A 21,446-nucleotide genomic window follows, 5' to 3' on the forward strand; every position below is an offset into this window, starting at 1 on the left:
TTTTTTGCCCCTATTAAGGCCTCATTCTGAGCTTCTTAAAACAAATAAAAAAAGGGGAAACTTTATGTTCTTTAAGCCTTCAACAAAGCGTGCAACTCTCGCCGTATCTTTGACCGCCCTGATGGCGGCCAGCGGTACATCGGCCTGGTCCCAGACAGTGGATGACGAAGTTATCGTGACAGCAACCAAGCGGGCCTCCACCATTCAAGATGTTCCGTTTTCTATCAATGCCCTGACGCAGGAAGACATCCAACGAACCGGCGCCACTAATCTCGAAGACGTATCGCGCAATGTGGCGGGTTTAACGATCCAAAACCTCGGCCCTGGACAGAGTCAGGTCGCCATACGGGGCGTTTCAGCAGGACAAATCGTACGTGACCAACCCGGCGTAAAAGAACAAGTCGGGGTATATCTCGACGAAAGTGTCATCTCTTTATCTCTCTTCACACCCGATCTGGATCTTTTTGATCTGAACCGCGTGGAAACACTGAGAGGCCCTCAAGGCACACTTTTCGGCTCCGGTTCCGTTGGCGGCACTGTTCGCTTTATTACAAACCAGCCTAATCTAAACGAAACCGAAGCGTCGTTGGAAGTTGATGCGAATACAGTCACGGATGGCGGCATTGGCGGCCATCTGAAAGGCATGGTCAATCAGCCCTTCATGGACGGTAAAGCCGCTTTGAGGGCCGTTGGATATTATACAGAATATGCTGGTTTCATTGATGCTTTGCGCGAAGGGGGCGGCATTGACGAGGATGTAAATGATGGCTCTCGAATTGGGGGACGCGTTGCGTTGACTTTCGAGCCGACCGATAATTTCAGCATTACGCCTCGCATTATATATCAGGAAATCGAAACGGACGGTTTCAATCGTCAGGAAGTTTTCAACCTGTTCGCCAATCCCTTTACAACGACCCGGCCAGCCGTAACATTTGAAGAACGTCAGCAATTCCTCTTACTTGACGAAGCGTTTAGTGATGAAACCCTTATTGGCGACCTGACCGTAAATTATGCCTTTGGAGGAGTCGATTTTACCTCTATCACCAGTTATACGGAACGCGATATCTTGGTTAGCCGTGATGCGAGTGCGTTAACCGGATCTGTTTCAGTCGATCTTGGGTTCCCTGACTCTTCCATTACATTGCCGTCTAATCTCCGCGATACAACGGATGTAGAACAAATTACCCAGGAGCTACGACTTTCCTCCAATAATGAGAGCCGTTTTCAATGGCTCATTGGTGGCTTTTATGCCGATACCCAACGTGTTTACACACAGCGCCTTCCCACGCCGGGATATGATGCTGTCACAGATGCGACGCTTGGTGACGGTACCTCCGCTGCTGTCGCCAATGGGTTCCAAGCAGACTCCCCTTTCAATTCCGACTTGCCTTATGACCTCACCCAATATGCAGTATTTGGTGAAGCAAGTTATGATTTGACCGAAAAATTAACGGTAACTGCCGGAGGGCGGTATTACGACTTTGAAGAAACCCGTGATATTAAAACAGGCGGACTTTTTGCTGCAGGGGGCCCGCTTCAAACGGATGAAACATCCTCATCTGGTTTTACGCCGCGTTTCCTCATGAGCTATGACGTGACAGACGCCGTAACTCTAAACGCCCAGGCCTCACAAGGTTTTCGTCTGGGGGGCGTCAATGATCCGCTCAACACAGGTTTGTGCAATCCGGAAGACCTTGCCATTTTCGGCGGCTTTCAGGACTATGATGACGAGACGCTCTGGAACTATGAAGGCGGCATCAAAATCCGTAAAAATGGCCTGACCTTTAACGCCGCGGCTTTCTATACGGATATTACAAATCTGCAGGCAACTTTGGATGCGGGCTCCTGCTCATCGCGGATTGTCTTTAACGTTCCGGAGGCTCACACAGCCGGCGTGGAGTTTGAATTCAACGCCCCGGCAGGGGATGATTGGGAATTTGGCTTATCTGGCAGCTTTATTGAAGCCGAGTTTGACTCTACGGTTGTTGACGGCACAGGCGCCATCATCGGCGGTCTGAAAGAAGGAAACAGATTGCCATCCGTACCTGAAGTTCAAATTTCGGCCAGTGCAACACGTCTTTTCGGAAACCCGTTTAGTGAAACCGGAGGAGGTTATATCACGGCTTCCGTACAATCTATTGGAACCCGTTTTACGCAACCAGGGGATCAAACCTTTGGCGCTGGCAGCTTTGCGTCCGGCCTTCCATTTGGCGGCGCCACAGGCGCAGAAGTTACCAATGTTGATTTGAAACTCGATCCTTATGAGATCTTCAACCTCATTGGGGGTTTGGATTTTGAAAACTGGAGTCTGCAACTCTATGCGACCAACCTTTTCGATAAAAACACCAATTTGTCCTTTGACCGCGAGCGCGGCGGCCGGGCACGTCTCGGCTTCCGAACCAACACACCAAGAACAGTCGGTGTGACGGCACGGTTCAATTATTAATCAAACGAGACAAAACGCAGCAAAGAAAGCCCGCCTAGGCGGGCTTTTTATTTACTCAAGAACTAATCGTGACGGCCTAAACACAAATACAATAAATTTAATAGGAGGCCCGGCCCTTTTAGTAAGCTTTGCCGCCTAGGCATAGCTTGCTAATATTTGTAATGAATTTATCGATAGCTGTGCGACAAAATTTTAAGTCCAGAAAATGCCATATGCCCTCAGCCAAAATACCTCTTGCCCCTCTCGTAAAATTCATCGGGCTTTTTCTAATTGCCCCCTTATCCTCGCAAGCTGCGCAAGTGCGGCCTATAATATTCAGGAACGCTTGGGCATTGAAAAACGCGACATCCTGGTTGACCGCGTCCTTTACCTGAAGCACAATCTAAACGCCCGCGCCATCACCTCGGCGGATGCGTTTACTAGCGAGATAAAGGGGTAGGTTTGCGTTACTAAATGCGTTTGTAATTATATCTATATCGCGGACATTAGCTCCTACACAAAGATTTAATTACTAGCCCCTGCTTTGGCGCCTAAGTCAGCCCTTATGAGACAGATTAATCCTGGGCCGATGCCGAATTTCCTTACCCGATATCGGGTTTATACCGAATGCTAGGCACTATCGTCTGGTTCAACTTGTCTGGTTAGGCGATATCTGGTTTTATTACGTCGAGGATCAAGAGGAACATTGCACAAGCTAAAACGTAAAATTGCTGGCTTTGACACTAGACTTAAGTTGATCATCATGATGGAGGGGCCGTGATTGGCGAGTTCATAAACCAGACCTATTGCGGGACAGCGCCGGACCCGGCGGAGCTGTTAATGCGCTGGAATCTCGACCCTGTAGTTCTGGCGGCTTTGGTTCTATTCGTATTTGCGGTTCGAAAGTCACGGCTTGGCTTAGGCGCTGTACTGGTTCTTTTTATTGCATTTGTTTCGCCCTTATGCGCCCTATCTTCTGCACTTTTTTCGGCCCGGGTCGTTCATCATATATTACTTATCGCCCTCGCGGCCCCGTTGCTCGCGATGGTATGGCCGGCGCGGCGGCCACAACAGTCTGTGCTGCTATTTGCTATTGCTACCGTTGTCCTTTGGGTCTGGCACCTGCCTGCACTATACGATCTCGCCTTAAGCAATGTTCTGGTATATTGGGCCATGCAATTGAGTTTGCTTGGATCAGCCGTGATGTTCTGGCGCGCGGTTTTGAGCCCGCAGAAAAGTCCGGTTCAAGAGGTGCTATTAATTTTGGCGGCCTATATGCAGATGGGTCTTCTGGGCGCAATATTAACATTCGCGCCTGAGCCGCTTTATGCCGCACACGCATGGGGGCCCTATGCTTGGGCTTTAACGCCTTTACTCGACCAGCAATTAGGCGGACTCATAATGTGGGTGCCGGCTGGTCTTCCCTATGCGATTTTTGGTACCCTTTTGGCGCGCCGGGCATGGCACAACGTCGGACATGGACTAGCATGACCGAGTGGCTTGCTCCCGCCATTCCTTATCTCAAGGCCGTTCACGTCATGATGCTGGCGTTCTGGTGTGCCGGGCTGTTTGCGATACCGCTCCTGCTCTCACGTCATGGTAGCGTCGTTGGGCAGGAAGATTACACGCGTATCCGCCGTCTCACTCATTACGGCTATATCTATGTTACGACCCCGTTTGCGGTTCTTGCCATTGCTTCCGGTACTGTGCTGATGTTTGCGCGCGATGTATTCGAACTCTGGCTGTTTGCCAAATTTCTTTTTGTGGCTGCCTTGGTCGTCTTTCACGTCTGGGTCGGATATACGATCGTTACCGTCGCGGAAACACCCGGGACGCACCACAGCGTCGATCCGCGTCGGCCGCAGATCATTCTTATGGTGACGATCATTGCTATCCTGTTTTTCGTATTGGCCAAGCCCGACCTGGGCGCAATACCGATACCGGACTGGCTTAAAAACCCCCGGGATATTCAATTACCCTTTGATGTGCCAAGACGATGAGAAAAAACAAGGGCACCGCCGTGCCACCCAGTCGCAATCACCAGACAAACATTGAACCCGGACAGAAGGATACCGTAAGGCAAGACCGCTGTTTCCCAACCATCAAGTCGGTATCCCCAATTTGCTCCCAGCATAGACAGAAGGAAGACGGCGATTATGAAATGCGTCCAGACTTGAGCCCGCATTCTAATGCCCGAGACCAGCAGCATCTCGATGAAACCTGTTGCGCCCGCGAGCAAGCCAAACAGAAAGGCCGTGCCCGCCGCCCAGATCGCGGCAAGGGCCCAAAATGGCTCTCCAGAAAGCCAGTAAAGCCCATCTGCACCGAGGGCGCAAAACGTCAACGCAATAGGGAAAGAAACACTCATCGCATGAAGAGGGTGACCCCAGATGCCGATACGGGACTCAGTTTCGCTATAGCCCGGCACTTCTTCGATCGGGTCCACCAGTTCGTCGCGGCGCTTCTGCTTCATTTCATCGGACATAAACGCCTCAAATATTCTCTTTCTCTTGCTGTCATGGTTTTGCCCCTTGCCGGATGCAAGGGAGCCCTGTCGACCCTCGATCCGGCAGGCCCTGCAGCCCGCGAAATTGCCACGCTATGGTGGGTTTTATTGATCGGTGCGACACTTATTTTCATCCTCGTTACTATGTGTTTGGTCATGGGGTTTCGCAAGCCAAAAACACGCCGAGAAACGGACACACAGGATGTCAGGGTCTGGATATTCGGTTTAGGGCTCGGTTTTCCGTTGACAGTGCTCGCCGCGCTTTTGGCTTACGGCCTTGTCATTGGTGAAGCCCTGCTGCCGCATCAAGAACCGGATCTGGTTCGGGTTAGCGCCGAGGCCCGTCAGTGGGAGTGGCGGTTTGGTTACGCCGACGCGTCCGGACGTGTGACAACCAACGTTTTGCATCTGCCGGCGGGACGGCCTGTCGATGTAGCGATTACCTCCACCGACGTTATTCATAGCTTTTGGGTTCCGCGTCTTGCGGGCAAACTCGACGCCGTTCCCGGCCATACCAACACACTTAGGATCGAGGCCGATGCGCCGGGGCGGTATCAGGGACTCAGCTCGGAATATAGTGGGAAAGGCTACCGTGAACATCGGTTTGTCGTAATTGCTCACACACCTGAAGCCTGGGAACGTTTCCTCGCTGGAGAGACACCATGAGCGCACTAAAACGCCACAAAGAGCTCACGCGTATTTGGGCGTCTGATCCGGGCTGGCGCAAATGTTTTACGACGGTAAGCCATACTGATCTCGGGCGTATGTTCATTTGCGCAGCGTTTTTTTTCTTTGCCATTGGAGGACTTCTGGCCATGCTCATCCGGGCACAGTTGGCCAGTCCGAATTCAGCTTTTATGGGCCCTGAAGGCTATGCACAGGTCTTTACCATGCATGGAACCATCATGATGTTCCTATTTGCGATTCCCCTGATAGAGGGAGTTGCAGTTTATTTGCTGCCGAAACTTCTTGGAACGCGGGATTTAGCTTATCCACGTCTGACGGCCTATGGCTTTTGGTGCTATATTCTAGGCGGCACGATGCTCATATTTGCCTTGCTGGCCGGGATCGCGCCTGATGGGGGATGGTTCATGTACCCGCCCCTGACCAGTTCAGCCGCTTCGCCTGGCATTAATACGGATTTCTGGCTTTTAGGGATTACATTTGTGGAGATTTCCGCGATCTGCGCGGCCGTGGAGATCATCGTGTCAATTCTGCGTTACCGCGCCCCGGGCATGGCGCTTTCAAAAATGCCAATCTTTGCCTGGTACATGCTCGTGGTCGCTGTGATGATACTGACGGGTTTTCCGCCCATGATCCTGGGATCGATCCTGCTGGAATTGGAACGCGCATTCGGCCTGCCATTTTTCCAGATGGAGGCCGGTGGCGATAGTCTGCTCTGGCAACACCTTTTCTGGCTCTTCGGCCATCCCGAAGTTTATATCATTTTTCTGCCCGCAGCCGGCGTTATATCGACTATTCTGCCGATCATGTCGCGCACCACTCTTCTGGGATATGGTTGGGTTGTGGCGGCTGCGGTTGCGCTCGGAGTGCTTAGCTTTGGGCTCTGGGTTCACCATATGTTTACCACAGGGATACCGCATATGGGGCTAGCCTTCTTCTCGGCGGCTTCGACGCTAGTGGCGGTACCGACGGCGGTCCAAATTTTTGCTTGGATTGGAACGCTTTGGAAGGGACGGCCGCGAGCGACCCTGCCCATGCTCTATATTCTAGCCTTTTTTGTCACTTTCGTCATAGGCGGATTGACTGGCGTCATGGTGGCAATAGTCCCTTTTGACTGGCAGGTACACGACACACATTTTATTGTGGCGCATTTACATTACGTACTTGTGGGCGGTTTTGTCTTCCCGATGCTGGGCGCAATTTATTACTGGTTACCGCATTTTACCGGGCGACGACGTTTCTTCCGGCTGGGAGAGACGGCTTTCTGGCTGATTGTACCTGCTTTCCATGTCACCTTTCTGGGCGTTCATTGGGCCGGGCTACTGGGACAAAGACGGCGGACCTGGACCTATGAGTCTGGACAAGGATGGGATATCATAAATTTGATCTCGTCCATTGGCGGCTTTGTCATGGCCATTGGCTTCGTCCTGGTGCTAATTGACATTGTTACAAATGCTGTTGTGGCGGTGCGGGGATCGCGAAACCCTTGGAAAGCAGGAACTCTGGAATGGGCGATGCCCACGCCGCCTCCCGCCTATAATTTTGCCAGCCTACCTGAAATTACGACGCGTGATCCGCTCCACGCCGATCCCGATCTGGCTGTAAAGATAGCCAAGGGAGAAGGGTATCTGGGCGACTGGAGCCGAGGCCGGCGCGAAACCTTAGTTGTGAACGCCGCAACCGGAGAACCGGCTCACCTGACAATTTATCCTGGGAATACCCTCTTGCCATTCATCATGGCATTGGTGACGGCGGGGATATTCTTGGGTATGCTTCTCAAGCTCTACTGGTTGGTGCCGATTGCCGCAATCGGAGTAGCGACGCTTGTCGTGCATTGGGTTTGGGGGCTAGGTAGCGCTGGTGAAGAAGGATTACTCAATGTAGGCCGCAACCTAAGTCTGCGTCCGGCCGCGGAAGTCTCCGATCCACCCGGCTGGTGGGGGTCAATGTTTTTGTTACTGGCGGACGCCACGCTATTCGGTTCACTTATTTTCGGATTTGCATTTTTGTGGACGGTCGCCCCGAACTGGCCACCGCAGGAGTGGGTCGAGGTAAGCCCTTTATGGCTCACCCTTTTCGTCATTGGCATTTCACTTGCGCCTTGGGCCATTCGCCATGGCTTGAAGCAAGTTGAGAAAGGCCGATCGGCGCGTTTATCGTTTAGCCTGGCCGCAATTGGCAGCGTGATGCTGACTGCGGCGGCATTGCTGTTGTTGACGTTCGTGCCTGACCCAACCCGCCATGCCTATGATGCGACGCTTTGGGTGATTGCGGGTTATGTTGGTTTTCATGCCACGCTTATTACGGCTATGTCGATTTTCCTCCTGGTCCGAAATGCGCGCGGATACCAATCACCCCGTAAAAAAGGCGAAATCAGGATCGCTCGTTTATGGATTGATTACGCCGTCGTGACCGGACTTATCGGTCTTGGCGGCGCCAGTCTTTCGGGAATTCTGACATGAAAGATATCCTACGCCTTTCGGTGCCGATGACGGTTTGGCTCATGAGCTTTAGTGCGGTCTATGGTTTGCAGGGCCTGGTCTGCTCTGAACGCCTGCCCTATACGGGTGCGTCTACTCGCCACCTTCTCATTCTGACCGCGATTTTAGCCGTTTCCACACAGGCGGTCCTTTTGTGGGGACTTCACTCGGAACGCTGGGGGTCTCCGCACGCTTTCATACGCGCAACCAGCATTATTCTTGGGATTGTCGCCCTTATCTCCACGATATGGACGTTATTCCCGGTCGCGTTCATGTCTATTTGCATGTGAACGCAAAATATTCGGGCCAGAAATTAAGGAGTTACATTCAAAAGTTCGGCAGCAGCGGTAGAATTCTAGCTTTGCGAAGGGCCGGAGGCTAAGACCGTTAACGGGGTGGCACGATGTTTACAAATCCGGGGTCGCCAATAGCGCCTTTCAATCGGCCTCCTTGGTCATGATCTCAATTTATAAATCGATCCCATTTTCCATATTCTGACGTAATTTTACCTTTATAGAAAGATAGCGCAATAATCGCTCCCCCAAACACAATATTGACGATCAGATGTAGGCCTAACGTCTGCAGGGCCAATGTCGAAATGATTAAGCCTGCTCCCAATGGGATAAGGGCATAACGGGCCACACGCGCTACTTCTGCTGCAGCAATGGCCAAGACAGTCAGCACTAAAGCGCCAATTAAATGTTCTGCATCGGCAAGCGTGCCCTCAGAACCGAAAGTCAATCGCGAAAACATGAGAAAGAGTCCGATTACGCCAGCGAGTAGAAGTGTCCATGGTAAGTTCACGCCTCCTGACCACATATCTTTCAGCACGGCGCCGGGACGACGATCAAATTCATGTTTTACTGTAGAAGGGTCTGCGCCCTTGTCCGTATCACCAAATAACAGAACCCCTATCAGGCTAGCGCCTGCACGTTTCCGCCGCCTTAGAAACTGCCCTGTGGCCACCAACTCATCCAAGGAATAAGGAATTTGAATCAACATCGCTGCGGCCCCCATCAGAGCAAGCGTGCTCCAAGTGCTAATAAGTATAGGCTGAATAATAATAAAGCCAATCGATACGATGCCGAGTGGCACTATCATCAAACCGAAAAGCAAGACCAGCCACGGCATGGTTCGCCATCGCGCCCGTGTCCCAACCATACCGGTCAACATTTCCAATGCATATGTGTAAGCACCAAGAGCCGCATCCGGGACGGGCCAGGCTTCGGACACGCTGGAAGTGATTATTTCCTCTGTTCCGTTCCGAGGGTCGCTGGTCGCTCCTGCAAAAAAAGGTTCCCACACCCCGTCTATATGACCGAGCTGATATCCGGTCAAATAACGTGAAATTAGCAATCCAATCAATGCGAGGAAAATTATCGGTATTCGCTGACACCAACTGGACGGATTAATGCTCCAGCCTAGTGGCACTTCCGGACCGCTCATTCGCGCGGTCATCTTTGGTCCAACTTCTGGCTGGATGGCCATCGCAAATCCAAACACGAGTGCGCCAATCAAAGTGTCTGACAAATATGCTGCGGCGCTTTGTGTCCAGAAAATAAAAGGAGCGGCCATTATTAACGCGCCGAGTCCGGCCGTGATAAACCGGGCCCAGCCCATTTTCCAACTAAGCGATAAGCTGGCAAATATGATTACCATTACGCCAAGGCCAAATTCGCTCCAACGCAGGAGAGGTTCAGGCGTGCCAATGATCCAAGGCTGCGTTACCAGCCAAAACCCGAGAGCAATATTTAGAAAATGGGCCCATTGATTCTGGCGATGGGCCTGGCGTCGATGATTTTCTTCTTTTTCTCGTAGATCTTCAGCCTCACTTCCTTCTTCCGGGATCTCATCTAGCCAAACAGGTGGTTCGACATTATTATTTTCATACCAGCGTCGTGGATCAGATTTCAGTTCCGCTATCATTGACGGCAATTCATCCTGCAATCTATGTTTTGGTCGCCATCCGAGTTCGCGCTCCGCTTTAGCGATATCGAGTGCATAGTGATCGTCAGCCATATTCACCATGAACGGTTTAACAAAAGGTTTTTCCCCTTTGTCGATCGCGTCGGGAATGACAGGCTCCAATACCTCTTGGGCCTTTGCACCCACGGCCGCAACAGGTTTTGGCAAGCGCAAAGTTAGCCACTCTTCTCTGCCGTGAATTTCTTCGCCTATCTGGTTTTGTAGATTGCCGTAACTCGGTGCGAATGGTTCCCCAATCAAAATTTCGGTTTTCTGGGGTAATTGTTCTCGCCGTTCCACAGTGCGGTACACAGCATCCATCATATCTTCGCGGTGAAGCATTGATTGACCCGAGGTCAGCGTCCCGGAATATAGGTGAGACTCCATTTGACGCTCGTAAATCCGAGCGATTTGTTGAGATAATGTTGGGACCATGGTTGCCGTATCGTAAACCCCGGCCAGCCGCAAAATCGCATAGGGCATATCTCCGTGATGACGACGAATTGTATCTTCTGCCCGCTTTTTGGATTTGGGATACTCCCATCTTGGGCCATACGGAGACTTTTCATCAATTCGTTCTCCCGGCAGGCACGGCTTGTGAACCAGCATCGTGCTCGCATAGATAAATCGTTCAACCTGAAAGTCCTGCAGACTTTGTAGCAAATGTTTTGTGACCTCGACATTCACCTTCTCATAAAGAGGACTTGGTTCGCCGGACCAATCAAAATATGCCACAAGATGAATCACTGTCAGGGTTTTGCCGTATTTCTCAGCTATCTTATCAAATGCCAGGTCTACGGATTGTCTTGAGGTCAGATCTACGCCTATTATCTCAGTGTCAGAGTGGCTACTCTCTTGGTCGAGACCGACAACAATAAATTCATCTGCAAATAATTTAATTATGGACTGACCAAGATTACCCGACGCTCCGGTGACTACCAAGAGAGGCTTATCATTTGAGTTATTTTGATTTTTGACGGGCATAATGTGTTCTCACGACTGCTTGTCAGATTTTTTGGGGTGGTCGAAAGCTAATTGCGTCTTGTCTTGGTTTTTACAGAAAACATTATTCTACAAAACTTGGTTAAATTATATCGGTCAATACCACCACGCCTTAATATTGTCAGGTTTAGCTTATTTAACCCTATAGCTTGTTTTGAAACGAAATCAGCATATCATAAATGCCATCTAAGTCATTTTACTTAGGTGGGCTCAACTCAAATATTTTGTTACGATTATGAAACTTTGGAAGCACTACGCCTTCCCTCTGCTAATCAGAATGAGCAATTGAAATTATGCTCTTATCAATAAACTTCCGCGTTTATCCATTCTAAAACCGCAGCCGTTTCAATCGCTTGTCAGAAAAATTAAGGGATGTGTCCTCACTTTGCATTTTACCCTTAAATTTAGGATGTTGTTTTTGACGGGCCCCTCTAAGTTTTGGGCCCCGGCTTTGACAATTTTGGTTCGAGCCGGAAATCGACTATATCGATTTCTTTCTCGGCCAAACTAAACTCGTTCTTTTGTTCATGGACAGGTAGACGTCACCTACCGGAGCAAGGGACAACGAGGTTGAGCGACCCTCTGTGACGGGAGGTTGTGTGCCGGGCCACCGAGAGTGGGTTAGCCTGCCTACCGCGTCCAGAAGCTGTAAACGGCTTCGTCCCGGCGCGACTGTGGGAGCCATGTAAGAGGCCGCTCCGGTTCCAATCGCTGCCGCGGGGTTAGCGCCCTTGCGAAACACATAGTTATTACGGTCTCCGGCAAGGATACCGACCCCGCGGGCAGTCCACTTTATCTGGAAACCGTGAGACAGGCTTGGCCCCCGATGGCGAGCAGGAGAAAGCGCATGGGAGAATTACAAACAATATTCTCCTGTCATTCCGCACGCAGCGAAGCGGAGATGCGGAAGGTCGAGAGATGAAGAGCCATCGTCAATGAGGCCCCAACCTCTCGACCTTCCGGGTTCGCTCCGCGCCCCGGAATGACAGGAAGGAATAAGGGAAAGCTCTCTGACTTTGTCGTCCTTCGCAAGCAGAGCGCAGCCGCAGCGCTTGCCAAAGGCATCTGCCCTCGCTTACACGCGCCTCATGTCTCAATCCTATGACACTATTATAATCGGCGCGGGGGCGGCGGGTCTTATCTGCGCGGGGCGCGCGGCGCAAAGGGGGCTGTCTGTCCTATTGCTCGACCATGCTGAACGGCCCGGGGAAAAGATCCGAATTTCCGGCGGGGGGCGATGCAATTTTACCAATCTTCATTCCCGTCCCGAAAATTTCATTTCGCAAAACCCGCATTTCGCGCGCTCGGCCCTTGCGCGTTATACGCCGCAGGATTTTATTGATCTGGTCAATCGATATAAGATTGACTGGCATGAAAAAACCAAAGGGCAGTTATTTTGTGACGGCCCGAGTCAGCAAATCATCGATATGCTTCTGGAAGAAGCGAGCGGCGCGGAAATCCGCCTCTCCACCGAAGTGCTGGGCGTCGATAAATTTGAAGAAGGATTCCTTGTCACGACTGATCGGCAATCGCTCGAGACGCGCTCTGTTGTAATTGCCTGTGGCGGGCCAAGCATACCGAAAATGGGCGCCACACGGTTTGGGTATGAACTGGCGAAAAGGTTCGAGCTGCCTTTGGTCGACCCTGTTGCCGCCCTCGTTCCGCTCACATTTACCGACCAGCTGAAAGAGATGATGGCGTCTCTCTCGGGAGTCTCCGTCAATTGCCGCGTGACGCATCCGGACCATGTCTTTGAGGAAGCCCTGCTCTTTACCCACCGGGGCCTCTCCGGCCCGGCTATTTTGCAAATTTCGTCCTATTGGTCGCCAGGGGACGCGATAGAGATCAATCTCGCGCCTGAAGTGGATATTCTGTCCGAGCTTAAATCCGCACGGACGGAAACGCCGAAGGTCAGTCCGGAAAACTGGCTCGGGCAATATCTGCCGAACCGTCTCGCCGCCTATTTTGCCTCGCAGATCAAGCAAATCCGCCTGGCCGATATGTCGGATGCGGCGCTGAATAATCTCGCGCTCATGGTCAATCACTGGCATGTCCGCCCCGGCGGGTCCGAAGGCTTCCGCAAGGCCGAAGTTACCAAAGGCGGTGTCGATACGGCCGTTCTCTCTTCGAAAACCATGGAAGTGAAATCCGTCCCCGGACTTTATTTCATCGGCGAAGTTGTCGATGTGACCGGGCATCTGGGCGGACATAATTTCCAATGGGCCTGGGCGAGCGGAGTTGCCTGCGCGGAGGCGCTTTAAACAAATCCATCATAAAGGAGCTTGCACCCCGTGACGAAAATCAAGGTATAAATAATTCGGTAAAATATTGTCTGGTCAATTCGTTTCACAAGCCACACCCCCAGGAGCACGCCAATAGGCGCAAGCGGGATGAGCAGAGCAGACGTTTTTAAATTGGTCGCGCCGAGTTGTCCTAAGGCCGCGTAGGGAATGAGTTTGACAAAATTGACGACGAAGAAAAACATAACCGCTGAACCCGCATAAACGCGTTTCTCCAGACCTTGCGGAAGGGCGTAGGCTTGAAACGGCGGCCCCCCGGCATGGGCGATGAAGCTGGTAAAGCCTGCCACGGCTCCGGCAAAGATCCCGAGGGGTTTGTTCCCTCTCACTCCGGCCCCTGGCGTCCATTTGAAGACGGACGAGCCGACGGCATAGACAGGAAATAAAATTGCCACCAATCCGACGCAGAGGAGAACGACCTGTTCATTGACATAGCCCGCCAGCAGACCACCAATGGCGATACCCGCGATTGCGCCCGGCAAGGTGACTTTCAAAAGGTCTTTATTCCAGGTCTTGCGGTATGACCAGACACTTACCCAATCCATGACAATCAAAATCGGCAAAAGAGTACCGGCGGCCTGTACGGGGGAAATAAATAGCGCCATAATCGGCACAGCAAATAAGGCCAGCCCTCCAAACCCGCCCTTGGATATGCCTGTAATCAATGTCGCGACGACAGCCGCCACCCAGAATAAAGGAGACTCCATTATACGACCTCACCAATCATACGCCCTCATGACAACTGAATTTCCCATAGTCTATTGCTTATTCACGCGCTAAGAGTCGCCATATGAAGATTATCGACCTAAATGCTGATGTTGGAGAAGCCGATACGCCCGAATGGGCCGCCGCCGAGGCTGAAATCCTGCGCTATGTGACCTCCGCGAATATCGCTTGCGGCGGTCATGCCGGGAATGACGAGAGCATGCGCAAAACGGTTAGGGCGGCCAAAACTAATGGCGTCGTCATCGGCGCCCATCCGGCTTATCCGGATAAAGAAAATTTTGGGCGACGTTCTTTGGAGTTGGGTGCAGATATTTCGTCAGAAAATCTAGAGGCCGCACTAAAGCAACAAATTCTGCGCTTAAGGGAAATTGCCAGAGAAGAAGGCATAAGCGTCTCTTACGTCAAACCGCATGGGGCGCTTTATAACGACGCCGTCAAAGACCGCCAAAAAGCCGAATTAATTGCGAAGGTTGTGTCTGATATTAACGGCGGCCTTACACTTCTAGGCGGTCCAAACTCCGAGATGAAGCGAGCGGCGGAGAAATATGGTTTAGAATTTGTCGCTGAAGGCTTTATTGATCGCCGCTATACAAATGAGGGACACCTTCTTAGCCGGGCGAAAGAAGGCGCGGTTCTAAAGACAGATGAGGCGCGAATAGAACAGGCCCTGAGTCTGGCGACTCAGCAGCAGGTCAGAACCAATAGCGGCGATAAGCTTACAATTAACGCTGGTTCCCTTTGCCTCCATGGTGACAGCCAGGGGGCGGTCCATACCGCTCAAAAAGCCAGAGCGGCCCTTGAACAGGCAGGCATAAAAATTCAAGCTTTCATCCCTCGAAACGAATCAGATGCGAAAATGACAAGAGCAATCAATGGCGTCTAAATTAATCCCCCGAATTCAGCCCTTTGGCGATAATGGCATTCTGATAGGCTATGACGTCAAAGGCTATTCTGAAACGGCCTGCAAAACTGTTCATGCCCTCGGCGATATTTTGCGAGGTCAGGACAATATCTGGACCAATGTCATTCCGGCTTATGACAGCCTGATGGTAACATTTAATCCCATGGTGACGGAAGCGGCGGCGGCTTTACGGAAAGTGGAGGAGGCCTATGAAAAAATCTCAAAGCGCTTACCCCGAACGAAAACGCGCGTAATTGAGGTTCCTGTTTATTATGGCGGTGAAAGTGGGCCGGATATGCAAAACATTTGCAAGTCTTCCAAACTTTCAGAAGATCAGGTTATCAAACGTCACAGCAAGATCACGTATCGGGTTTGCTTGATGGGCTTTATTCCGGGCTTTGCGTTTTTGTCAGAGACAGACAAAAAACTACATCATCCGCGCCATGAAACCCCTCGCGGTCTCGTGCCTCCCGGGTCTATCGGTATTGCGAACTGGCAAACGGGGATATATGGGTTGGAAAGTCCTGGCGGCTGGCAAATTATCGGCCGGACGCCTTTATCTGTTTTCGACCCGAAACGTGAAACTCCCTTTGCTTTGAAAGCAGGCGATATGATCCGGTTTGTTCCTCAAGGAGCTCCGTCATGAGCGAACCTGTTCTGAAAATTCTCAAAGGCGGGACGCAAACCACTTTGCAAGACGCCGGTCGCCCCGGTCATCGTCATCTCGGCATTCCCAAAAGCGGCGCTGCGGACAGGCTCTCTTTTGCTCTCTCCAATTACCTTGTCGGCAATCCATGGGATGCGCCCGCTTTGGAATGTACTTTAGGGGGGCTTCATATCCGCTTTCTCAAGACGTCACGGATAGCGATTTCCGGCGCGGATATGAAAGCGCAAATCAATGGGATGAATGTCGGCATGAATCGCTGCGTTCCTGTAGAGCCAGGCGATATCTTGACTTTCAGTTTCGGCCGTGTCGGTTGCCGCGCCTATATCGCCGTGGAAGGCGGCCTGAAAGGCGAGACCTTTATGGGATCTGTCTCGACATATATCCCGGCAGGCTTTGGCGGGTTAGAAGGCCGCGCCTATCGCGCCGGGGATGAAATCTATTCAGCGGAGCTGGAAACAACCGGTCCGAAAAGCCTGCCCTTTGGCTATGCGCCCCGTCTCTCACGTCATATTGTTCTTAGAGCCCGTTCTGTCACCGAATGGGACTGGCTGAGCCCGGCAGCGCAACGATATATGTACACATCTCCTTTTCACGCCACAGCCGATACAGACCGTATGGGCGCCCGGTTAAGGGGCGATAAAATTGATCTGGTCGAGAAAAAAGACATGGTGAGTAGCCCCATTTTGCCGGGCACACTCCAAATTCCGCCGAACGGACAGCCTATTCTGGCACTGATTGATGGGCACTGTACGGGGGGATACCCCCGCGCCTTGCAGGTCATTACCGCAGATCTCTGGCTTTTGGGCCAAATTGCGCCAAGCTCTCCTGTCAGTTTCCGGCGCTGTTTTCCGGAAGACGCTCCGGTGATTTTACGCGGACGAAATGCCTTTTATGAAGGCCTCATGCCGGGTTTCAGGTTTTAGGGTAGCCTTTCGTCCGCCATGACATTTGATTCGGAAATTCCCTATGTTCTGCTGGATGATCAACAGACAGGGATTACGCGTTTTTTTTCTGACCCGATAAAAATTATTCAAGCGCATCATCCTGAGGACCTTGAATCAGCCTTCGAGTCGATAGAACTCGCTCAGAAGAGCGGGCATTATCTTGCCGGGTTTTTATCTTATGAGCTCGGTTATCTATTGGAGCCCAGCCTTCGTGACTTATGGCAAGAATGCGAAGCGCCTCTTTTGAAACTTGGTGTATTCGAAACAGCCCCTGAACGCGCACCGGGAGACTGCCTCTACACCGCCGAGACTCCGAATATAGCGCTTAAGCCTTCTTGGTCACTCGAAGACTACAAAGCTCGGTTTAGAAAGGTTCAGGATTATTTGCAGGCCGGCGATGTTTATCAAATCAATTTAACCTTTTTGATGACAAGCAAGTCAGACGCCAAAGCTCATCAGCTTTATGCGGCTTTTCGCCGGACTCAGCCGGGACGTTACGGCGGGCTCGTTAATCTGGGCGAAACCGAGATAATTAGCTTTTCACCCGAACTTTTTTTCGAAAAGACGGATATGACGATGCGTATGCGACCGATGAAGGGTACGCGTCCGCGACTGCCCAACGCCATTTCCGATCAGGCTCTGTTGGAGCAGATGCGGGGGGAGCCTAAATCCCAGGCCGAAAATTTGATGATAGTTGATTTATTGAGAAATGATCTTTCTCGCCTGTGCGAGGCGGGCAGCGTCACTGTTCCCGAATTATTTGCCCTGGAAACCTATCCGACTCTGCATCAAATGACGTCTCAGGTTGAAGGACGGCTACAAAAAAATAAAAACTGGCAGGAAATTTTTACGGGCCTGTTTCCTTGTGGCTCTGTCACAGGCGCGCCGAAAATTCGCGCTATGGAAATTATCAAAGGCCTCGAAGACAGGCCTCGCAGAGCCTATTGCGGATCTATCGGTTATATCATGCCAAGCGGAGAAGCCTGCTTTAATGTGGCGATCCGCACTCTGCAGAAAACAGGCCCGGATATTCGGTATGACGTGGGGAGCGGGATTGTCCTGGATAGTGACGCCGAAGATGAATATCGCGAGTGTCTTCTCAAGGCGCGTATTTTGACGGCGCCCAAAGCAGGATTTTTCGAAACCTTTCGATGGGATATCAAAAATGGACATCAACGTCTTGCGGCGCATAAGGCGAGGTTCCTAAAAGCGGCCCAGGCATTTCAAGTGAACATTCATTCGCAAGATATAGACGCTTTATTAGATGACGCGACCTTCGAAAATGAAGACATTCCTTATCGCGTCAGGCTCTCATATGATTTTCTCTCCGGCCTGTTATTGGAGACATCGCCTTTATTGGATTTGGCACTCCCGCTAAAAATTGCTTTGTCAGATTATCGACTCCTATCTCGCTGGCAGACGACGGCCCATAAGGTGGAAGCCAGGAATTTCTATGATGGTGAGCGCAGACGGTTGAAATCCTTATTGGGAATTGATGAGGTATTATTTCTGAATAAGGAAGATCAGCTTTGTGAGGGCAGCTTTACATCGCTTTTCATCGAGGAGAACGGCAAATTGATAACGCCGCCCCTAAGCGAAATTCTACCCGGCATTTTTCGGGATGAAATGATAGAGCAGGGCAGGGTGAAAGTTGAACCCGTGACGTTTGAGCGTTTTCGGGCAGCCGAAAACGTATATGTAGGGAATTCATTGCGAGGCTTGATGCAGGCCGAATTAATAGACCATCAGCTTCACTAACTTCACTTGACGGGTCTCTATGCCCGCCTAAAGTGTAAAAAAGGAGTGAACTTCATGAACTGTCTTCTCTACGCTTTTCATATCGACAATAAGGGTCATGCAACTCAGTTGCCGATAGATAAGGTCCCACCAGCGCCCAAAAAAGGTGATGGCTTTATATGGCTACATTTCGACCGCCGAAACCCACAGACGCGCCAAGTCCTGATTGACGATAAGATGGTAGATGATGTGGCCACTCGTACACTTCTGGCCGAGGATAGCCGCCCGCGAACAATTGTTAGAGGGATGGACGCCTTGATCAATTTGAGGGGAATTAACCTCAATCCGGGCGCAGAGCCGGAAGATATGATTCCGCTGAGATTCTTTGCGCAGCATAACCGGGTCATCACTGTCTGTGGACGCGTCTTGAAAGCGACAGAAGACAGAGTTCGGCAATTGCAAAATCAGAAAGTCTCTCCGACACCTGGAGGGTTTATTGCAGGCTATGCTTTGGCTTTGTCAGATAGGATGGCCCCGACAATAACCGATCTGAACGAACAGATCGATACGCTCGAAGAAATGCTGGATGCAGATAGAGATGAGGACGCGGCCGCTCAGGTGTCTGATATTCGAAGGGAAGCGATTATTTTACGTCGCTATTTAGCGCCTCAACGGGATGCTCTGAATATGCTGTCCGCGCAAGCCTTGGATTGGATTTCTCAGGACGATCAATTACGTCTTCGTGATGCCGCCGATCAGGCGACGCGGATAACAGAAGAACTGGAAGCCGTTCGGGATCGGTGCGCTATTGTAAAAGACCAGCTCACCGATATGCGCGCCGAGGAAATGAACCGGAATATGATGCTCCTATCCGTTGTCGCTGCCATCTTTCTGCCATTGGGTCTACTATCCGGTATGATGGGTATAAATGTCGGAGGCATGCCCTGGGTCGAAAGCGATATGGGTTTTTGGTATGTAACAGCTATCGTTATTGGAATTGGCGCTATACAGCTTTTCATTTTCCGACTCATGAAATGGATATAGCTGAATTTTGGCGCGCCGGTTTTTGATAGGTTTGGTTATGCTTGGCGCCGCCATTTTTATGGCTTCATCTGCTATAGGGCAAACAAATGAAGCGCGTAAGGTCGAGCCAGAGATCGAAGTTGTGGTCGAAAGGTCTTCCATATCGGATGCGGATTTTGACAAAGCTTTCCGGCGATTAAAATCTCAAGACCAATTGCAATTTGAGTTGGCCAATGCTTTGCCTCCACCGAAAATGGACTGGCTTAAAAAGCTACTAAAGCCCTTCTTCGAATTCCTGGGTGCCATGCTTCCGGTCTTCAAAATCTTGTTCTGGGTTTTGCTGGCCTTTGGAGCGGGGCTAATTCTTTACATTATCGGAATGGCGTTGTGGAATTTCCGGCAGGCCCGACTTAATCGCGACGAAGAAGATAAGCAATCTTCTCCGCTTTATCGTCCCTCTAGCGAAAGAGCGAGAATTTTACTGGCAGCTGTCGATGAACTTGCGGAACAAGGTTTATACGCCGAGGCCGTTCATCAACTTCTTTTCCGTTCAGTGCAGGATCTCACCCTCGCCAGGCCAAATATGATCCGCCGTTCTTATACCTCACGGGAAATAGCCGGACTTCACGAACTGACGCCTGAAACCAGAACGGCCTTTTCGTTTATTGCGGCTGAAGTTGAACGGTCATATTTTGGAGGGCGACCATTGGACAAGCAGGCCTTTTTGCGGTGCCGCGAAGCTTATGCGCAATTGGCTGTACAGGACTCCAAGAGCGAAGCGCCCCTCTTGGCCGAGGGAGCCAGAGCGTGAATTTATCGGCGCCGTCAAAAGATAAAACCGAAGAGGTGGATAGTCGCCTAATGGGAACAGGCTTGATAATCGGCCTGATCTTAATTGGGCTGTTTTCCTTTTCCGCCCTTATCGGGCTTACGGGATATGCTGATGAATTGCGCAGTAAAAATAACGGTCAGGCGCATGCCTTGTCGAATTCAGCAATCGGATTTGCCGGCTTAAGAACCTTGTTGGAAGAGAGCGGGCAATTCCTTTTTCTGGACCCAAATGAAGCCGCTCATTCTAGTTTATATGACCTTAGGCTTTATACGCTGACATCTAGCTTTCAAACCGATGTTTTAGACGAATTAAATCCGCAATCTCCCAAATTGATTATTCTTCCCAAATGGAATGTGGTGCCTGTTGCGAAAACAGCGGGGTGGGTCAGAAAAGCTCCTATTCAAGAGGTTTTAACCCCCGAGATACTTGCGTCCAATTTGAAGGCTTTTGCCGGTGATATTAGTTTTACTCAGGCAAAGGACGATAACGAAACCCTATCTAAAGACTACCGGTTCACTTTACTGCCGACAAAAGTTGATTATTCGACCCGGATTCCAAGATTGCAGACAATGGAAGGAGAGCAGCTGGAGCCGCTCATCTTCACAGAGTCGGATCAAATCGTTTTGGCGCGGGTCAAGAACACCCAGAGCTATTTGCTTTCCGACCCGGATTTACTGAACACGTCGGGATTGAAAACAAGGTCCGGCGCCAAATTTGCGGTGGATATACTGGGTTATTTATCAGATCAAAATCTGACAGAGCGTTATGTGTTTGACCTGGCCCTTCACGGCATTGGGGGAGGCCGAAATATGATTAAGCTATTCACCCAGCCTCCTTTTTTAGGTGTCACGCTTATGCTCATAATTTTCATGGGGCTACTAGCTTGGCAGGCCTTTCTACGCTTCGGAGATGCGAAACGGGGATCAGACGAGGATTTTGGGGAAGACTTTCATATGGGCCCTCAATCTTTGACGCGAACGACCGCGGAGTTTCTGGCGATCGCAAAACGGGAGCCGAGCATTGCAAAGGACTATGCCACCCTTGTCCGTCAACAGGCTCTGAAGGCGTTACATCTTCCTGGGCGAGACCATAAAATTAGAGAGACAGCTTTAGACCGACGGGAAACGAAAAAAGAGTTGGATCCGACTTTTGCGGAATTGAAATTACAGGCGCAATCCGCGGCCTCCCGTCAGGACATGCTGGAAGTCGCAAAATTATTACAAGATTGGAAAAAGGAAATAATTTCATGAGTGA

18 protein-coding genes are annotated in these 21,446 nt (G+C 50.9%); 15 read left to right on the forward strand and 3 right to left on the reverse strand.

Going from position 1 to position 21,446, the window contains the following annotated elements; translation table 11 throughout:
- Positions 1 to 64: 64 nt before the first annotated feature.
- From ACN0IC_RS07840 to ACN0IC_RS07855, 4 genes are all read left to right on the forward strand, one after another.
- On the forward strand, positions 65 to 2,446 hold the full coding sequence (locus ACN0IC_RS07840; RefSeq protein WP_416878216.1) for a TonB-dependent receptor: 2,382 nt from the start codon (positions 65 to 67) through the stop codon (positions 2,444 to 2,446).
- 205 nt (positions 2,447 to 2,651) lie between these two features.
- Positions 2,652 to 2,885 (forward strand): hypothetical protein, encoded by a 234-nt coding sequence (locus ACN0IC_RS07845; protein WP_416878217.1) that lies wholly within the window; start codon positions 2,652 to 2,654, stop codon positions 2,883 to 2,885.
- 317 nt (positions 2,886 to 3,202) lie between these two features.
- Entirely contained in the window at positions 3,203 to 3,916 is a 714-nt protein-coding gene (locus tag ACN0IC_RS07850) for a cytochrome c oxidase assembly protein (RefSeq protein WP_416878218.1), read from the forward strand.
- The gene (locus ACN0IC_RS07855) at positions 3,913 to 4,425 is read left to right on the forward strand and encodes a CopD family protein (protein ID WP_416878219.1); all 513 of its coding nucleotides are present in this window, start codon (positions 3,913 to 3,915) and stop codon (positions 4,423 to 4,425) included. Before ACN0IC_RS07850 ends, ACN0IC_RS07855 begins: the two co-directional genes overlap by 4 nt.
- Here the strand turns inward: ACN0IC_RS07855 and ACN0IC_RS07860 are convergent.
- Positions 4,395 to 4,910 (reverse strand): DUF2231 domain-containing protein, encoded by a 516-nt coding sequence (locus ACN0IC_RS07860; RefSeq protein WP_416878220.1) that lies wholly within the window; start codon positions 4,908 to 4,910, stop codon positions 4,395 to 4,397. The two genes, ACN0IC_RS07855 and ACN0IC_RS07860, sit on opposite strands and share 31 nt — an antisense overlap.
- Positions 4,911 to 4,943: 33 nt before the next feature.
- On the opposite strand from ACN0IC_RS07860, the gene ACN0IC_RS07865 reads away from it, so the two are divergent.
- From ACN0IC_RS07865 to ACN0IC_RS07875, 3 genes are read left to right on the forward strand one after another with little or no spacing between them, the layout of a single operon-like run.
- The gene (locus ACN0IC_RS07865; RefSeq protein ID WP_416878221.1) at positions 4,944 to 5,597 is read left to right on the forward strand and encodes a cytochrome c oxidase subunit II; all 654 of its coding nucleotides are present in this window, start codon (positions 4,944 to 4,946) and stop codon (positions 5,595 to 5,597) included.
- The gene (gene ctaD / locus ACN0IC_RS07870; RefSeq protein ID WP_416878222.1) at positions 5,594 to 8,077 is read left to right on the forward strand and encodes a cytochrome c oxidase subunit I; all 2,484 of its coding nucleotides are present in this window, start codon (positions 5,594 to 5,596) and stop codon (positions 8,075 to 8,077) included. The genes ACN0IC_RS07865 and ctaD overlap by 4 nt, the downstream gene beginning before the upstream one ends.
- Entirely contained in the window at positions 8,074 to 8,385 is a 312-nt protein-coding gene (locus ACN0IC_RS07875; RefSeq protein WP_416878223.1) for a hypothetical protein, read from the forward strand. The genes ctaD and ACN0IC_RS07875 overlap by 4 nt, the downstream gene beginning before the upstream one ends.
- 172 nt (positions 8,386 to 8,557) lie before the next feature.
- Here ACN0IC_RS07875 and ACN0IC_RS07880 read toward each other — a convergent pair whose 3' ends face one another.
- A complete protein-coding gene (locus ACN0IC_RS07880) occupies positions 8,558 to 11,044 on the reverse strand; it encodes a vitamin K epoxide reductase family protein (RefSeq protein ID WP_416878224.1) in 2,487 nt (828 codons plus the stop codon).
- A gap of 1,034 nt (positions 11,045 to 12,078) precedes the next feature.
- On the opposite strand from ACN0IC_RS07880, the gene ACN0IC_RS07885 reads away from it, so the two are divergent.
- A complete protein-coding gene (locus tag ACN0IC_RS07885) occupies positions 12,079 to 13,323 on the forward strand; it encodes an NAD(P)/FAD-dependent oxidoreductase (RefSeq protein ID WP_416878225.1) in 1,245 nt (414 codons plus the stop codon).
- On the opposite strand, the gene ACN0IC_RS07890 is transcribed toward ACN0IC_RS07885, so the two are convergent.
- Positions 13,320 to 14,069, reverse strand: coding sequence for a sulfite exporter TauE/SafE family protein (locus tag ACN0IC_RS07890; protein WP_416878226.1), 750 nt, complete (start codon positions 14,067 to 14,069; stop codon positions 13,320 to 13,322). The two genes, ACN0IC_RS07885 and ACN0IC_RS07890, sit on opposite strands and share 4 nt — an antisense overlap.
- 83 nt (positions 14,070 to 14,152) lie before the next feature.
- Between ACN0IC_RS07890 and ACN0IC_RS07895 the strand changes: the two genes are divergently transcribed.
- From ACN0IC_RS07895 to ACN0IC_RS07925, 7 genes are read left to right on the forward strand one after another with little or no spacing between them, the layout of a single operon-like run.
- On the forward strand, positions 14,153 to 14,971 hold the full coding sequence (locus tag ACN0IC_RS07895; protein ID WP_416878227.1) for a 5-oxoprolinase subunit PxpA: 819 nt from the start codon (positions 14,153 to 14,155) through the stop codon (positions 14,969 to 14,971).
- A complete protein-coding gene (pxpB, locus tag ACN0IC_RS07900) occupies positions 14,961 to 15,635 on the forward strand; it encodes a 5-oxoprolinase subunit PxpB (RefSeq protein WP_416878228.1) in 675 nt (224 codons plus the stop codon). The genes ACN0IC_RS07895 and pxpB overlap by 11 nt, the downstream gene beginning before the upstream one ends.
- The gene (locus tag ACN0IC_RS07905; RefSeq protein ID WP_416878229.1) at positions 15,632 to 16,579 is read left to right on the forward strand and encodes a biotin-dependent carboxyltransferase family protein; all 948 of its coding nucleotides are present in this window, start codon (positions 15,632 to 15,634) and stop codon (positions 16,577 to 16,579) included. Before pxpB ends, ACN0IC_RS07905 begins: the two co-directional genes overlap by 4 nt.
- A gap of 18 nt (positions 16,580 to 16,597) precedes the next feature.
- A complete protein-coding gene (gene pabB, locus ACN0IC_RS07910; protein WP_416878230.1) occupies positions 16,598 to 18,358 on the forward strand; it encodes an aminodeoxychorismate synthase component I in 1,761 nt (586 codons plus the stop codon).
- 54 nt (positions 18,359 to 18,412) lie between these two features.
- Complete coding sequence (locus ACN0IC_RS07915) at positions 18,413 to 19,381, forward strand: zinc transporter ZntB (protein ID WP_416878231.1); 969 nt, start codon at positions 18,413 to 18,415, stop codon at positions 19,379 to 19,381.
- Positions 19,382 to 19,439: 58 nt separating this feature from the next.
- Positions 19,440 to 20,171, forward strand: a complete 732-nt coding sequence (locus ACN0IC_RS07920; protein WP_416878232.1) for a hypothetical protein — start codon at positions 19,440 to 19,442, stop codon at positions 20,169 to 20,171.
- Positions 20,168 to 21,442 carry a hypothetical protein gene (locus ACN0IC_RS07925; protein ID WP_416878233.1) on the forward strand — a complete coding sequence of 425 codons (1,275 nt, stop codon included), beginning with the start codon at positions 20,168 to 20,170 and terminating at the stop codon, positions 21,440 to 21,442. Before ACN0IC_RS07920 ends, ACN0IC_RS07925 begins: the two co-directional genes overlap by 4 nt.
- Positions 21,443 to 21,446 lie beyond the last annotated feature (4 nt).

The sequence above is a fragment of the Litorimonas sp. genome (assembly GCA_029936425.1).
In the GTDB taxonomy this organism is placed as follows: Bacteria; Pseudomonadota; Alphaproteobacteria; order Caulobacterales; family Maricaulaceae; genus Litorimonas.